Origin of the sequence: Corynebacterium sp., assembly GCF_030530965.1 — a bacterium.
Taxonomy (GTDB): domain Bacteria; phylum Actinomycetota; class Actinomycetes; order Mycobacteriales; family Mycobacteriaceae; genus Corynebacterium.
Window position 1 is genome coordinate 1 of record NZ_JAUMTY010000053.1, and the last position, 15701, is coordinate 15701.

Genomic DNA, 15701 nt, shown 5'->3' on the forward strand with positions numbered 1-15701 from the left:
GGTTCTTGGGTGTACGCGGTGCCGTCGATCCAGGGGAAAACGAGGTAGTTATAGACGCTGGCTACGACGAAGGCGATGATGCCCAGGAACGTTCCCTGCATGGGGATAACGGGGAGGATCATGAGGGCTAGCCAGTCGGGGAAGAGGGGGATGAGCCGTCGGACTGTGGTCCGGTATTCCCCGTATCGGTTCATGTAGGCGGCGCTCACGTCGCGTCGGTACGGGTGAATAGTGATGAAAAGTAGCCCAGCTCCTGCGAGGACGATGAGCAGGATGACTTTAAGCAGCGGCGCGATAGCGAACCCCATGACGCCCACGGCGCCACCGAGGAGAAGCGACGCGATAGTGCGTACCAGATTCGGCGTCGAGACCGTGGTGATGTACTCGGATTCAGTGAGTTCGTGGTCGGATGTTTCACGGTTGTTGTCGCGGTGAGTGTCGTCGTTAGTCATATGTTTCAGGGTAGTTGTTTGGCCATCAGTAGCGGCTAGTGCGCCTAGGTCTGGTGGATTGACCAGGCGTTTTCTTTGTGTGTGGGGTCGGGCGGAAGATCATGCGCGGCACCCCTAGACTTTTTATATCGAACATGTGTACGATAATTCCACGAGTTTTCGATTTTTATGTCCGGGCGGACCGGTACAACTGTTCATAGCTCCTTCGGTTCGAAGGTGCGATGAGTATGAAGTATAGCCGACGCTCAACGAAAAAGAAGGTGGACGATAGTGGCTTATTTTTATGGGTACGTACGTTCTAAAAATCGTATATCGTCCACTCTGCGAGCAATGTGGATGGAGTGCTTATCTCTCCTTGTATCATCCTGTGGATTTATGTATGGGCAGGTAAAAGGTCATTTTTATCCTTCCCTGAGTGTGGGGACTGATCAAAGATGACGCAGGCGGGAGCTGGTGCAGTAGCTACGGACCTTACTGCACTTTCGAATGATGAAAAGGTGGAAATCCTGCGCTCGCGCATGGCGCATCTGGTGTCGGTCCCAGACTATCCTCACGCCAAGGAATCCGGCTCTTTGCCGCATTCTGCTGAACGACGTTCGTATACTGAGGAAAGAGAATCGTTCGAACGTTCGATGCTGGATGTTCTCTCTCTGCAGGGGCCACTGGGGGAGCTGACATCGTTGGGTGGTCTTCCTCGTGGCGCGGCAACATCGATTGCGGATTGTCCGACCGCGCTGGTGCACATCATTGCCCAGGTGACCGCCGCAGGAAAACACGTTGCTGTTATCGGATTGAGCGACCTTTTGTGGGCCGCGGTCTCAGATGCGGGCGGGGATCTATCGTTAATCGCCGTGGTCGATTGTCCCGACGCTACTGGCGACGCGGACATCAACGCCCCCGATCCCCTCAGCGTGCTAGGTGTGCTGTGCGAGGGGATGGACCTTGTTATTTATTGCGGCCAGGTGCAAGCAGATGTGCCGCCATCCTTGGCTCGGCCAGTGATGAGCCGTGTGCGTTCGTCTCGATGTGCCCTTCTTGTCTGCGGTGTGCGGTGGCCTGGTGTTTCTTTGCGTATCGACGCAACCGTGAGCGCTTTTCGTGGTTTAGGCCGTGGACGCGGGCGCATTCGCGGAATGAGCGTGGATATGCGTGTGGAGGATCGGCATCAACCTCCCCAGCGAGGGCAATGGCACATGGGCGTGGGGTCCTTCGCCCAGCCGATACGCCACCACCGTCCGGCGCAGACCCACCATTGGCGCAAGAGCGTGAAAGCTCTTGATCTGAACGCAGTGGAGGCCGCAGGATGACACCGGATAACTCTATTGACGCAGGCCAGCACGCAGATGTTCCCCATCGCGACCAGTCAGGCGTGCCCGTGGATGAGCGAACAATAGTCCTCTGGGTTCCAGATTTCCCTCTCTATGCTGCTCGCTGTGACAATGAGGTTCCGGAGGGGCCACTGGCATTGGTGGACCAGCATGGTGTGTATGTTTGTGACCGCCAGGCGCGGCATGTAGGAGTCCGACGCGGCATGAAACGCAGACAGGCTCAGTCGTTGTGCCCGACGATGCACATTATGCCCGCCGACGACGACCGTGATGCCAGATATTTTGAAGACTTTGTTGCCGACGTTGATTCCATTTCCGCTGGTATCGAGCTTTTACGTCCCGGGCTCATTGCTGTGAAGTCGGCACCGCTGGTGAAATATTACGGTTCGGAAGAACGTGCGATCACCATGGTTCTTGATGCTGTCGCTCGGCCGGGAGTGGACGTTATCGCAGGAGCTGCAGGAACACTGCCGACTGCGGTGTTCGCTGCTCGGCGGGGGATGACTATCCCTGAGGGGCACGATGCAGATTTCTTGGCCGGGCTACCTGTACGAACATTGTGCGAGGACAAAGCATTAGGCCAACCCCAAGAACTCGTGGACACCCTAGAGAAAATGGGCATAACACGCATGAAGGACTGGGCGGACCTATCACGGCGAGATGTGTCGTCTCGTTTTGGAGCAGAGGGCTTGTGGTGGTGGTCTATCGCCCGTGGCACTCCATCGCGGCGGCTAGCTCCCCAAGAAAACAGCAGTGACCTGGCCGTTACGCATCATTGCGATTCGCCCGAGTCCCGCTCCGATACGGTCGCGTTTATTGGTCGTCGTCTAGCGGCAGATCTTCACGATCAACTCTCCGATAGAGGACAAATATGCTTGCGTGTTGCTATACGAGCACTTGTTCGCACCCCCGATGGGGATCAGGAATTGGAACGAGTATGGCGGTGCACTGACCAGCTCACCGAGCACGCCATTGCCCAGCGAGTGCGGTGGCAACTGGAAGGATGGCTTCACCGTTTTGTGTCGCGTGCTGCTGCCACAGCCGGGGAATCCGAACATGAATCGGGTGCGTCGAATAGCGCCGCAACACCTACTGACATCGAGGTCGATGCAACCCCAGTCGGTGTGGGCGTATGCGAACTCACCCTTGACCCCATTGAAACGACAAGCAGCTCCATGCGTGGTTTATGGGGTGCCAAGGAAGATCATGCTGCCCATGCCGCATTAGCTCGGGTGCAAACAATGCTGGGACCAGACAGAGTATGCACTCCTGTGCTGAAAGGTGGGCGCGGCCCTGAGGACCGCATCGCGCTTGTCCCCGTGGGTGAATCCGCCCCCGATCTCCCGAGTAGCGCGTATGCGTGGCCAGGTCAATTCCCGGCCCCCATTCCAGTCACCAAACGCGTCGAACGTGGGCCTAGTGCTGCACACCCTGCGAGCGGAGTCTCTCTTCTCGACGAAGACGGCCACGACATTATCGTGACAGGACGCTCACTACTCAGTGCCCAGCCAGCTTGTGTGGCATGGGGAACTAAACGCTATGACATCACAGGATGGTCCGGACCCTGGCCCGTCGATGAACAATGGTGGGCACAAGGACGTCGCTTCGCACGACTACAAGTGACCACAAACCAACCCAGCGGTTTACTACTCATCTGCCGAGGAAAGAAGTGGCGAATTGAAGGCGTATATCGGTGAACCACGCAGTACGCGGGTACCCTCATGCTCTATGACCACCAAGGAAGGGCACATGGAGGAACAAGCCACGCAAGACAAGGCAGCGGAGCAAATAAGTGCACAGCGCGCGAGTTCAGCCCGTCAGGGTGCTGAGACCAACCAGGCCGACGAAGCGTGGAAAACTATGCGATGCTCAGACTTTGGCAACGAAGCTCTCCCCGGCACGGCCAAATCCATGAGGCTTTTCCTGGCGGTCGAATATCTCAAAGGGTGGGGCCGGGACATTATGGATGACGATGTCTTGGGGGACCTCACCGCGCCCCTCAAGAAAGTCCTTAAAGACAATGGCGCATCAATGCAGTTCATCAGAAAACCCGGCAGAGCTGGGCAATTCCGCGACGAAAGAAAACTCTATATAGCCAGAACAGACCAAGGCACCTGCTTTACCACGCGCATCTCCGGCGTCGAAGACCTCCTCCACCTCGACATCCAAGCTCTTGCCGACGGCACATGGGGGAGAAGTGAACTTCCCTCCCGGCCCGTTGAACGCGTCAACCACCCGATCATGCTTGTCTGCACGCACGGGAAACGAGACCGCTGCTGCGCAATCAAAGGACGACCCCTCGCCGCGGGAATGCAAACGTGCTTCTCCGGTGACGAAGTGTGGGAGACCTCGCACTCCAAAGGACACCGCTTTGCGCCGACCATGATCCTGCTGCCTTGGGGATACTCGTACGGGCGGATCCCCACAGGTCAGGCCATCGACGCCGTGAAAACCAGTGCGCAAGGACACATGTACCTCACGGGTTTGCGCGGTCGCGGCTGCTGGGATGCGCCGGGGCAGACCGCCGAAATCGCCGTCGCACAACAACTCGGAGCGCACACAGTTCCCGTCGGCAGTCTCGTCGTCAGAGAAACGACAGATCAGGAACAAGAAAGAGCAGAAAAAGGAATAGCGGCCGACGACCACAGCCCCGACGCTCACAGTTCAAAAGACGAACACCACCCAAAAACCGCGTGGCGAACCGTCGAGACATCACGTGGAGACACGTGGGTTGTTCACCTCGAGCAGGTGTCCGCTGGGGACGTCATGGCTTCGTGCGGCAAACCCCCGAAACATGGAAAAACCTGGGTGGCACATCGTGTCACCCAGGTCTAGACCCTCGCGTTAAGCGCAACCAGCACCGTCGGCGTTAACTGCGCCAACTGCGCTATCGGCGCATGACCAGCCGCGCCAGTGTGTTACCAATCAACTGGGCGAACTGCACCAGCACGATGATAATCACCGTCGCCACCAAAGTGACGTTCCAGTCGAACGCACGGTAACCATAGGTGATGGCGAAGTCACCCAAACCGCCACCGCCGATGTAGCCGGCCATTGCGGACATATCGACAATCGCGATAAAGATGAACGTGTAACCCAAGATCAACGGGCCCAAAGCCTCACGGATCACAACGCTCCACAAAATCTTCAGCGGCGACGCGCCCATCGCACGGGCGGCCTCAACAACGCCCGGATCAACACTCACCAGGTTCTGCTCCACAATGCGGGCCACCGCAAACGTTGCAGCAATCACCATGACGAACGTGGCCGCTTCCGTGCCGATCGTCGTCCCCATCACAGCCTTCGTCAGAGGACCAGCCGCCGCAATCAAAATGATGAACGGTATCGGGCGGATAATGTTCACCAAAATATTCAGCGTCCAATACAAAGGCTTATTAGCCAACACACCCGACGACCTCGACGCATACAACAACACGCCGATGATCAGGCCAAACAGACCACCCAGAAGGATCGTCCACCCTACCATCCACAGCGTCGTCCAAAACGCTGTGATCATCGTGGGCTTCAGATTGTCCCAGTCCGTCGTTCCCGCCGCGAGAACGAGATCGCGCGCCACGGCGCTGTGAGCCACAGCATTGTGAATTGATGAGCCCACGCCAGCCAGGGCGTCGGCAGTATGTAACGCTACGCTGACCATTAGTTGATCTCCTCACACTCGGTTAACTCGGCAAGACGAGCAACAACATCCTTGACGCCGTCCTCTGGCCCGGTCAGCTTCACCGTCAACCGTCCAAACGAATGCTCCTGGATATTATTCACAGCCCCATGCACGAATCCGACGGTCACATTCCGCTCGGTAGCCAGGGCAAACGCCGAACTCAGATCGCGCGCATCGTCGACACGAACCGTGATCAGCCGCTCACGCGGATTATCAGCAACCTCCGTGAGCAGCGAATCACGCTCGCGGCCCTCGGGAGTATCGCGAAGAGCAGTCGCGACGAACCGCTTGGTCACTTCCTCACGAGGATGCGAGAAAATCTCGTGCACCGGCCCATATTCGACGACCTTGCCCTTTTCCATCACCGCGACGCGGTCCGCGATGGAACGAACAACTTCCATTTCGTGAGTAATCACAACAATGGTGATCCCGAGCTCCCGGTTCACCTTGTGCAGCAAATCCAGAACATCCTGAGTGGTTTCCGGATCCAGTGCCGACGTTGCCTCGTCGGCAAGAAGAAGCGAAGGATCGGTTGCCAACGAACGGGCAATTCCCACACGCTGCTTCTGCCCGCCCGAGAGCTGGTCAGGGTAGTTTTTGCCCTTATCGCCCAAACCGACGAAGTCGAGCAATTCCTTCACACGCTTCGAGCGCTGAGAGCGCGGAACCTTGGCCAGCGCTAGGGGGTACGCCACATTCGCAGCGGCCGTGCGGGAATTCATCAGGTTGAACTGCTGGAAAATCATGCCGATGTTCTTGCGCAGGCCACGGAGTTTGCGCTCCGGCAGATCGGTGATCGTGGTGCTACCCAGCGTGACCGACCCCGAGGTGGGCCGATCCAAACCGTTAATCATGCGAACCAGCGTGGATTTACCCGCGCCGGAATACCCGATAACGCCCAGGATCTCGCCCGGCTCGACGGTGAGAGAAATGCCATTGAGCGCGTGAGTATCGCGTTTGCCCTGCTTGAACGTCTTGGTGACATCGCGGAACTCCACGCGGGTGCCGTGATCCGTCGGGCGGTCATCAAAAGTGAGTGTGGAGCTGCCGGACGTCGGCTGGGTAGACGTTGACCCGGTAGAAGTTGGTTGGGTGGAATTCTCTGTTGGAATCGATGCCATTAGGATTCCTCCCGTGTTTTCTTTTCAGTATCTTTCAAAATATCCTCTAGTTGATTAGCGGGGAGATCAACAGATACGGACGTACCCTTGGTATCCTCCGCATTCGCCTTTTGTACGGCGTCGCTGTGCCACGCTTTCACCAATTTCTTGATGTTTTCGTCATTCTTCTTTTCGGGTCGAGTGGCGAGAACATTGATATATGGCTTTGCATTTTCAGCTTTGGGATCATCAGCGGCGATTGCCGTCTTCGGATCAATTCCCGCACGAAGGAGATACGTGTTATTGACGACGGCGGGCGTTCCTTCGCCCCATGCAGTAGCCGTTTGAGCAGCATCGACAGGTGTTACGCTGACCTTCGATTGCGATTGATCGATGTCCGCTGGGGTGGGGTTCAAAAGGCCTGTTTTCTTCAGCGTCACCAAGTGTTGTGCTTCGAGAAGGTTAATAGCGCGACCCTGGTTAGTGCTGTCATTGGGAATAGCGATCGACGTTCCGTCTTTAAGGTCATTAATGTCTGTATGACCCTTATAGAACAAAGCGAGCGGAACAATTTCTGTCGAACCAACGGGAACGAGATCCGAATTAGATTCGACGTTATACGACGCCAAGAATTTAATGTGCTGGAATAAATTCACGTCCAAGACGCCCTCGCTGAGCGCGGTATTCGGCGTGTTGTAATCCGAGAAGTCCTGGACATCCAAGTGGACGCCTTCTTTCTCAGCTTCTTGACGGAAAGCGGTCCATGCCGTTTTCGACGAATCGGTCGTACCAATGGTCACGGTGTTAGATCCGCCGCCGCTTTCTCCCGGCGGATGGCACGCGGTGACGCCGGTCAATGTGAGCCCGGACGCCAGGATGAGCGCGCTGAGACGCCGTAATGATGTGACCATGATCGTTGTGTCCCTTCATTCATGTGGTTGTCGTAATGATGCGATTGTCAGTCGAGTCTCTAAAGCGCTGCGTCTAACTCGTGGCCACAGCGTTGAGGCCAGACAAGGCTGGCCATGCTCGGACGGTGGAGATGAGCTCACGTGAACCGATACCCCAACGGCCAAAATCATAGACCAAGCTGTCTAATTGTCGAGACTCATTCTGCCTTCTTGTGAAGAGATATAAAAATTTGAGCCTAATGAGCGAGGTAACAAGCCATGTCGCGACGGAATTATGACCGATTTACGACGGGGGAGTGATGGGGCAGTGACGCAATAGCCGACGGGAAATTGGCGGGGTGAAGGGTGGGGTAGTGTGCGAAAAATAGGGCGCTGCCAGGCGATGTCTTGGGTGTGGGGAATCGCACTAGCGATAATCGAACACGCGTACTAATCTATCGCTATGGATTGGGTGACGGCTCGAGGTTCGATGAATGGCAGGCCACTGTCGTGGTCGCGGCTGGAGCGTATCTTATCAGGAACAGATACCGAGCCCATTTCTTCCTCGGATCCCTCACAAAATGCCACTTCATCTGGTGTTTCTCCGGCGCGGTCGGGTACGGCGACGATGGTCTCTCATCAGGACGAGAGCCCTCGTGCTGGAGTTAACCACCGCGATCATATTCCTTTTGCTGAACTGCACGCATGTTCGGCATATTCATTTCTCCGTGGCGCATCCTCGCCCGCCGAAATGGTGGATTCAGCTGCCGAATTAGGCCTCGAAGCGCTCGCGTTGGTGGATCGTGACGGGGTGTACGGCGCTGTTCAATTCGCGGAGGCTGCCGCCGATTCCGGGATCGCCACGATTTTCGGCGCGGAGCTGACATTGACGCCGTCTGTTTCCTCACCCCAGGCTGCGTCGGCGTCGCCCTCGTCGCAAAGCTCGGTTTATTCACCTCAGCCTACGTCGTCGAAAAACGAAAGAATTTTAACGGTGCTCTGCCGTGGTGCGGAGGGGTATCGACGCCTCTCGCGCGTGATTTCCGACGCTCACATGTGTACGGGCGAGAAGAATGAGGTGTGCTATCCGCCTATTGAGGAGCTGGCTCGGCGCGGTGGTGACCACTGGATTATTCTGGCGGACTATTCATGGACGCCCCACCTTGATGAGCTCGTGGAGCATTTTCCTCGGGTTGTTGTGGAGCTCGACCGGCTGCTCACCCCTGATGATGCCGACCGTCATGAAGAACAATTGGAGGCCGCTGAACAGCTGGGTCTAGCGGCGGTGTATTCCTCTGCTGCCACCGCGGCGCGGCCCAAAAGTGGGCGTCTAGCTGGGGCGAAAACAGCGCTGAGGTATCGGAAAGATGTTGAGGATGCGGAGCCGTACACGCACCCCATCGGTGGGACATACTTGCGCAGTGGGGCGGAAATGTTCGACGCTGACTATCCGGAGCTCACGGCGAACACGCTTGCCGTAGCCCGTGAGTGTGCCTTCACGCTGACCACCATTGCGCCGGAGCTTCCCGATTGGCCGGTTCCGGAGGGGCATACCGAAATCACCTGGCTCGAGCACATGGTGGAGGAGCGTGGCTCTGTGCGTTACGGCTCGCGGGAGGATAACCCCGCAGCGTGGGCACAAATTGACCACGAACTCAACGTGATTGGGAGCCTGAATTTCCCGGGGTACTTCCTCATTGTGACGGACTTGGTCGACTTTTGCCGCCAGGCCAATATTCTGGCGCAGGGGAGAGGTTCGTCGGCCAACTCGGCGGTGTGCTTTGCTCTTGGAATTACCAATGTTGATCCCGTTGCTGCCGATCTTCTCTTCGAACGCTTCCTCAGCCCGGAAAGGGAAGGCCCCCCGGACATTGACCTGGACATTGAGTCGGGCCGTCGGGAAGAAGTTATCCAGTATTGCTATAACAAGTACGGCAGAGAAAACGCTGCTCAGGTGGCTAATGTCATTACATATCGACGACGAGGAGCCCTCCGCGATGCAGCCCGCGCCCTGGGGTATTCACCCGGCCGCATCGACGCATGGGTGCGTGGTCTCGATGATGCTCCCAAGGATGTGGCAACCCTTGCCGATCAACTCCGCGGGCAGCCCCGCCACCTGGGGATCCACTCGGGCGGAATGGTGATCTGTGACCGCCCCATTGCCGACGTCGTCCCCGTCGAATGGGCACGAATGGAGAACCGCTCCATCATCCAGTGGGACAAAGACGACGCAGCCAGCGGAGGTCTCGTCAAATTCGACCTCCTCGGGCTCGGCATGTTGGAAGCCATCCATCACGCCATCGACCAAGTTCGCGACCACCGCGGACGAACAGTGAACCTGTGGCAACTCGGGCTCGATGACCCCGAGGTGTACGCCATGCTCGCCCGGGCCGACGCTGTGGGCGTGTTTCAAGTGGAATCCCGTGCTCAAATGTCCGCCCTGCCCCGGCTCAAGCCACGCGAGTTCTACGACCTCGTCGTCCAGGTTGCCCTCATTCGCCCAGGTCCCATCCAAGGCGGTTCGGTCCACCCCTACATTCGACGTCGAAACGGTGAGGAAGAAGTCACTTTTGACCACCCCTGCCTCAAGGACGCGCTAGCAAAAACGCTGGGTGTCCCGCTGTTTCAGGAACAGGTCATGAGGGTCGCCGTCGACGCCGCAGGGTTCACACCCGTCGAGGCCGACGCCCTCCGGCGCGCCATGGGGTCGAAGCGCTCCGCCAAGAAAATGGAACAGCTCCACGAACGCTTCGCCCGCGGCTGCCGCGAGAAACACGGCATGGATGAGGCCACCATCACCACGCTGTGGAAGAAAATCATCGCCTTCGCCGCCTACGGTTTCCCCGAATCCCACGCACAATCCTTCGCGTCGATCGTCTACTTCTCCGCGTGGTTCAAGCGCTACTACCCGGCGGAATTCTGCGTCGCCCTCCTCCGAGCCCAGCCCATGGGGTTTTACTCCCCACAGTCGCTCATTGCCGACGCCCGACGCCACGGCGTCGAGATTCTCCCCATCGACGTCAACCACTCCGACGTGGAGGCCAACGCCATTGACAACCCTGACCTGGAACCCGGCGCCGCCAACAGTCTGAGGCTGGGACTCGGCGCTGTGAAGGGGCTCGGTGCCCGTGGGGCACAGGCTGTCGTTCAGGCCCGTCACGATGGCGGCCCCTTTACGCGAATTGCGGATCTGTCGCGCCGGGCGGGAATCAGTGTGTCCCAGGTGGAGGCGCTTGCCACCGCCGGTGCGCTTCGCAGCATGGGGATTGACCGGCGCGAAGGCCTGTGGGCTGCGGGAATTGCGGCTCATGAACGACCCGGCATGCTCCCTGGGATGAGTGAAATCTCGATACCGTCCCTACCGGGGATGAGCGCGTTTGAACTCGCCGCGGCGGACATAGCGTCGACGGGCATCACAGCCGATATCCACCCCGTCGAACTACTGAGAAAACACCTGGACAATGCGGGGATCGTATCCATCACCCAGTTGGCGTCGTGCGAAGACTCCACCCGTGTGACCGTCGCGGGGACAGTCACACACCGTCAGCGGCCAGGAACCGCAGGAGGCGTAGTTTTCCTCGGCCTGGAAGATGAAACAGGCCTTGCGAACATCACAGTGTCCCCCGGGTGCTGGACGCGCTACAGAACGGTAGCCCAAACATCACGGATGGTCGCTATACGGGGAATCGTCCACAACGCAGCCGGGGCCGTCGCCGTCGTGGCAGACCGCATCGACTCTCTGGACACCTCACTGGGAGGAGCGGCCCTTGCCGGACCATCACGAGATTTCCGGTGACCGCCTATACGCCCCGGGCAAGCACTATTACGCCCACCTATACGCCCTGGTAGCCGAGCTGGCGCCACGCTTCATAAGCGCCCACCGCCGCCGCGTTCGACAAATTCATCGACCGGCGCCCGGGAAGCATAGGGATCCGCACGTGGCTCGTAATCCGAGGATCAGCCAACGCTTCAGCGCTCAGGCCGGTGGGTTCACAACCGAAAAGCAGCACATCGCCCCACTGGTAGGGCACAGTGTCCACACGCACCGAGGTATGCGACGTAAACGCATACACCTTCGGCCCATCCGGCGCCCCCGCGCCCAGCGTCGTCAAACACTCGTCCAAGCTGGGGTGAATAGTCACGTCTACCAAGTCGTGATAGTCCAGCCCGGCCCGTCGTAAATTCTTTTCCTCCAAATTGAACCCCAGCGGTTCGCACAAATGCAGATGCGCCCCCACACCTGCACACATGCGGATCGCATTGCCAGTGTTCGGAGGTATCACCGGCTGGTCAAATACAACATGAAGAGGAGGGTTAGGGTTGCGGATCGTGTCCTCGCCCAGCGCACGCGCTATCCCATGGGCCCGATCGTGCACCGAATTAAGATCGCGCACCGAATTCACATCAGCTTCACTCATCATGGATTACCGTACTCACCCTCGACCCGCCGATTCCCGCTGCCACTGAGCCTAACTCGCTAACGTGCTCACTGCCGCTTAGCTAGCCGTAGCACCACCGTCGATAGACAAGCTAGAGCCGGTAATCAGGCGGGCATAGTCGGAGCACAACCAAATAATCTGTGCTGCGACCTCATCCACCGTCGCCATTTCCTTAATCGAATTACGGTTCAGCAGCACTTTTTCTACCACTTCATCTTCGGGGAGCCAATGCAGCGCAGCCTGCTGCCGGATCTGCTTCTGAACCTGCGCAGTCCTCGTAAAACCGGGGTTCACACAATTCGCGGTCACACCGTGAGGCCCACCCTCAATCGCCGTGACCTTCGTCAACCCCTCCAGGCCATGCATCGCGGACGTGTAGGCCACGCGCCCCTCCGACCCGCGGAGCCCATGCACGCTGCACACATTCACAATGCGCCCCCACTCTTCCTCGTACATGTGGGGGAGCGCCGCCCGCGTCAGCAAAAACGGTGCAGTCAACATGGTGTCGATAATCCGATCCCAGTCCGCCGGTTCGTAATCCTCAATATGGGCAATGACCTGCGAACCTGCACAGTTGACCAAAATATCGCAATCCAGAGTCATCTCGGCCAGAAGTTCATGGTCGCGCAAATCCACATCCCACACTTCCGCGGAACCACCGAGTTCGTGGATATCATCCACCGTTCCGTCGGTATCCTGACCAATTAAATCAGCGACGATGACGTGCGCGCCCGACGCCGCCAACGCCCGCGCCGCGGCCGCACCAATCCCGCCGGCACCCCCAGTGACGACGGCGGTACGTCCGCTTAAATCGACAGAAATAAAACCATGCGGTTCCGTTTCGACGACGCTCTGGCCGGCGTTTGATTTCACATTCAACGATGATGCGGTGACGCTCTGATCCTGGCGCGCGCCCGTGGTGTCGGTGGTGTTCGCGGTGGCCTCGGCGCGGTCGAAATGCGATCCTTGCGTCTCGTTCGTCGAGGACGTCGGGGTAGAAGCGCTATCGGCGCCTGCTGAGCTATCCGTACCTTCAGCGCCGCCGGAGTTTCCTAAGCCCTCTGAGTCGTCGGGACGGGGCGAAGCCGATTTCTTCCGAATCATGATGATGTGTCTCCCACGTGGTGATGTCGATTAATAATTGTGCGCGCTGAAGCGCGATCGTTATGTTGGGCTACTTTAGCCAGCGCCGGGGAACCCCGCAGCCGCCGTCGCGGTGAGTTCGGACGGGGGGTGGCGCCGATCGTGCGATTTTGGGCCTCATATCGCCATGTTCGCTCCCGGCGTACGCACGTCTGAGCAGCCGTCGACAATGTGTTTGACCTGCATAAATAAAGGTGTAGCAGTATATCTGATGTCCCTTTTTCGACGTTTTCGGGCAAGTAATCTCCGCCAAGGGGAAGTTCATGTCCGGCCCAGCCGTTACAGTGGTGTGAAACCATAAGTCGCTGGTGTGTCTGCAATCCAGTTCGGTGAGCATCCACCGTCCCGGAGAAAAGAACCCAACGGCCGGACAACGCTTATTTTTCAACGCGAAGGACAGTACATGTTTGAGAGGTTTACCGACCGCGCCCGTCGTGTGGTTGTGCTCGCCCAGGAAGAAGCTAGGGCATTAAATCACAATTACATCGGTACAGAGCACATCCTGCTCGGCCTCATCCGCGAGGGTGAAGGCGTCGCTGCCAAAGCTCTCGAGTCGATGGGAATTTCCCGCGAGGCTGTCCGCAGCGAAGTAGAAGACATCATTGGTAAGGGATCACAGCCACCCAGCGGTTACATTCCCTTTACCCCGCGCGCGAAGAAAGTCCTGGAGCTTTCCCTGCGTGAGGCACTGCAGTTAGGCCACAAGTACATCGGCACGGAGCACATTTTGCTTGGCCTCATCCGCGAGGGTGAAGGCGTCGCCGCCCAGGTGCTCGTCAAATTAGGGGCAGACCTTCCGCGCGTCCGCCAGCAAGTTATCCAGCTGCTGTCGGGCTACGAAGGCCAGGGCGACGAGTCCCAGGAGCCGGGAACAAGCGAGCCTGCCGGCGCTGGCGTCGGTTCGGCCACGTTAGGGCGTTCGTCCAACAACGAGTCGGGGCGCAAGTCCAACTCGCTGGTCCTTGACCAGTTCGGCCGCAACCTCACCCAGGCAGCGAAGGATGGCAAGCTCGACCCGGTCGTCGGCCGTGAAAAAGAGATCGAGCGCATTATGCAGGTCCTCAGCCGCCGGACCAAGAACAACCCGGTCCTGATCGGTGAGCCTGGCGTTGGTAAAACCGCCGTCGTCGAGGGCCTTGCTCTGGACATTGTCAATGGCAAGGTCCCGGAGATTTTGAAGGACAAGCAGCTGTATTCCCTGGATATGGGGTCACTTGTTGCTGGTTCTCGTTACCGCGGTGACTTTGAGGAGCGCCTGAAGAAGGTTCTTAAGGAAATTAACCAGCGCGGCGACATCATCCTCTTTATCGACGAGATCCACACCATTGTTGGTGCGGGTGCCGCCGAAGGTGCCATCGACGCCGCGTCGCTGTTGAAGCCGAAGCTGGCTCGCGGCGAGCTCCAGACCATTGGTGCGACGACGCTGGATGAGTACCGGAAGCACATCGAAAAAGATGCCGCCTTGGAGCGTCGTTTCCAGCCTGTTCAGGTTCCGGAACCGTCCGTCGAGCTGTCGGTCGAGATCTTGAAGGGCCTGCGCCCGAAGTATGAGGCACACCACCATGTGTCCATTACCGACGCTGCCCTCGTTGCAGCTGCGTCGCTGTCTGACCGTTACATCAACGATCGCTTCTTGCCGGATAAGGCCGTTGACCTTATCGACGAGGCTGGCGCGCGGATGCGCATCAAGCGGATGACCGCGCCGGAGTCCCTCCGCAAGGTCGACGAGAAGATCGCGAAGATCCGTAAGCAAAAAGAAGCGGCTATTGACGATCAGGACTTCGAAAAGGCCGCTGGCCTGCGTGATCAGGAGCGGAAGCTCGGCGAAGAGCGCGAGGAGAAAGAACGCCAGTGGCGTTCCGGTGAACTGGAAGACGTCGCCGAAGTCGGTGAGGAGCAGATCGCGGAGGTCCTGGCGAACTGGACCGGCATCCCCGTGTTCAAGCTCACCGAGGAAGAATCCGACCGGCTGCTGCACATGGAGGAAGAGCTCCACAAGCGCATTATCGGCCAGGAAGATGCAGTCAAGTCCGTCTCCCGTGCTATCCGACGCACCCGTGCCGGCCTGAAGGACCCGCGTCGCCCGTCCGGATCGTTCATCTTCGCCGGCCCGTCCGGCGTCGGCAAGACCGAGCTGTCGAAGGCATTGGCGGAATTCCTCTTCGGGGAAGACGATGCCCTCATCCAGATCGACATGTCCGAGTTCCACGACAAGTTCACCGCGTCGCGCCTCTTCGGTGCGCCTCCGGGGTACGTCGGCTACGAAGAGGGCGGCCAGCTGACCGAGAAGGTCCGCCGCAAGCCGTTCTCCGTGGTGCTCTTCGACGAGATTGAGAAGGCCAATAACGAGATTTACAACACGCTGTTGCAGGTCTTGGAAGATGGCCGGCTCACCGACGGTCAGGGCCGCGTGGTCGACTTCAAGAACACCGTTCTGATCTTCACCTCGAACCTGGGTACCGGCGACATTTCGAAGGCCGTAGGAATGGGCTTCTCTGGGGTCGGCGAGACCGACGAAGAGGGCCGTTACGAGCGGATGAAGTCGAAGGTCAACGACGAGCTGAAGAAGCACTTCCGCCCTGAGTTCCTCAACCGTATCGACGACATCGTCGTGTTCCACCAGCTCACCCAGGATCAGATCATCCAGATGGTCGACCTGCTGGTGAACCG

General features: G+C 58.4%; 11 protein-coding genes. 5 read left to right on the top strand and 6 right to left on the bottom strand.

What is annotated here, in order from left to right:
• Positions 1-452 (bottom strand): hypothetical protein (locus Q3981_RS08955; protein WP_303125425.1); only part of this gene is annotated, 452 nt, incomplete at its 3' end.
• Positions 453-886: 434 nt separating this feature from the next.
• Here Q3981_RS08955 and Q3981_RS08960 point away from each other — a divergent pair.
• The 3 genes from Q3981_RS08960 to Q3981_RS08970 are packed head-to-tail and all read left to right on the top strand — an operon-like array spanning position 887 to position 4615.
• Positions 887-1759, top strand: a complete 873-nt coding sequence (locus tag Q3981_RS08960) for a hypothetical protein (RefSeq protein WP_303125427.1) — start codon at positions 887-889, stop codon at positions 1757-1759.
• Entirely contained in the window at positions 1756-3477 is a 1722-nt protein-coding gene (locus Q3981_RS08965; protein ID WP_303125429.1) for a DNA polymerase Y family protein, read from the top strand. The genes Q3981_RS08960 and Q3981_RS08965 overlap by 4 nt, the downstream gene beginning before the upstream one ends.
• A 31-nt stretch (positions 3478-3508) precedes the next feature.
• Positions 3509-4615, top strand: a complete 1107-nt coding sequence (locus Q3981_RS08970; protein ID WP_303125432.1) for a sucrase ferredoxin — start codon at positions 3509-3511, stop codon at positions 4613-4615.
• 52 nt (positions 4616-4667) lie between these two features.
• Here the strand turns inward: Q3981_RS08970 and Q3981_RS08975 are convergent, their stop codons facing one another.
• The 3 genes from Q3981_RS08975 to Q3981_RS08985 all read right to left on the bottom strand — a co-directional run bounded on the left by Q3981_RS08975 (position 4668) and on the right by Q3981_RS08985 (position 7470).
• A complete protein-coding gene (locus Q3981_RS08975) occupies positions 4668-5297 on the bottom strand; it encodes a methionine ABC transporter permease (RefSeq protein WP_231725426.1) in 630 nt (209 codons plus the stop codon).
• A 140-nt stretch (positions 5298-5437) separates the two neighbouring features.
• On the bottom strand, positions 5438-6580 hold the full coding sequence (locus tag Q3981_RS08980; RefSeq protein WP_303125435.1) for a methionine ABC transporter ATP-binding protein: 1143 nt from the start codon (positions 6578-6580) through the stop codon (positions 5438-5440).
• Entirely contained in the window at positions 6580-7470 is an 891-nt protein-coding gene (locus Q3981_RS08985; protein WP_012731000.1) for a MetQ/NlpA family ABC transporter substrate-binding protein, read from the bottom strand. The genes Q3981_RS08980 and Q3981_RS08985 overlap by 1 nt, the downstream gene beginning before the upstream one ends.
• A gap of 442 nt (positions 7471-7912) precedes the next feature.
• Here Q3981_RS08985 and Q3981_RS08990 point away from each other — a divergent pair, with 442 nt between their 5' ends.
• Entirely contained in the window at positions 7913-11245 is a 3333-nt protein-coding gene (locus Q3981_RS08990; RefSeq protein WP_303125439.1) for an error-prone DNA polymerase, read from the top strand.
• A gap of 37 nt (positions 11246-11282) precedes the next feature.
• Here Q3981_RS08990 and Q3981_RS08995 read toward each other — a convergent pair whose 3' ends face one another.
• Positions 11283-11870, bottom strand: coding sequence for a tRNA (cytidine(34)-2'-O)-methyltransferase (locus Q3981_RS08995; RefSeq protein ID WP_303125441.1), 588 nt, complete (start codon positions 11868-11870; stop codon positions 11283-11285).
• A gap of 75 nt (positions 11871-11945) precedes the next feature.
• Positions 11946-12710, bottom strand: coding sequence for an SDR family NAD(P)-dependent oxidoreductase (locus tag Q3981_RS09000; protein WP_046202149.1), 765 nt, complete (start codon positions 12708-12710; stop codon positions 11946-11948).
• A 724-nt stretch (positions 12711-13434) separates the two neighbouring features.
• On the opposite strand from Q3981_RS09000, the gene Q3981_RS09005 reads away from it, so the two are divergent.
• A partial coding sequence (locus Q3981_RS09005; protein WP_303125445.1) for an ATP-dependent Clp protease ATP-binding subunit occupies positions 13435-15701 on the top strand: 2267 nt, incomplete at its 3' end.

What these genes read in the sequence shown, in the direction of transcription:
- Q3981_RS08960 (WP_303125427.1), top strand. Translation starts at nt 887, where the DNA reads ATGACGCAGGCGGGAGCTGGTGCAGTAGCTACGGACCTTACTGCACTT.
- Q3981_RS08965 (WP_303125429.1), top strand. Translation starts at nt 1,756, where the DNA reads ATGACACCGGATAACTCTATTGACGCAGGCCAGCACGCAGATGTTCCC.
- Q3981_RS08970 (WP_303125432.1), top strand. Translation starts at nt 3,509, where the DNA reads ATGACCACCAAGGAAGGGCACATGGAGGAACAAGCCACGCAAGACAAG.
- Q3981_RS08975 (WP_231725426.1), bottom strand. Translation starts at nt 5,297, where the DNA reads ATGATCACAGCGTTTTGGACGACGCTGTGGATGGTAGGGTGGACGATC.
- Q3981_RS08980 (WP_303125435.1), bottom strand. Translation starts at nt 6,580, where the DNA reads ATGGCATCGATTCCAACAGAGAATTCCACCCAACCAACTTCTACCGGG.
- Q3981_RS08985 (WP_012731000.1), bottom strand. Translation starts at nt 7,470, where the DNA reads ATGGTCACATCATTACGGCGTCTCAGCGCGCTCATCCTGGCGTCCGGG.
- Q3981_RS08990 (WP_303125439.1), top strand. Translation starts at nt 7,913, where the DNA reads ATGGATTGGGTGACGGCTCGAGGTTCGATGAATGGCAGGCCACTGTCG.
- Q3981_RS08995 (WP_303125441.1), bottom strand. Translation starts at nt 11,870, where the DNA reads ATGATGAGTGAAGCTGATGTGAATTCGGTGCGCGATCTTAATTCGGTG.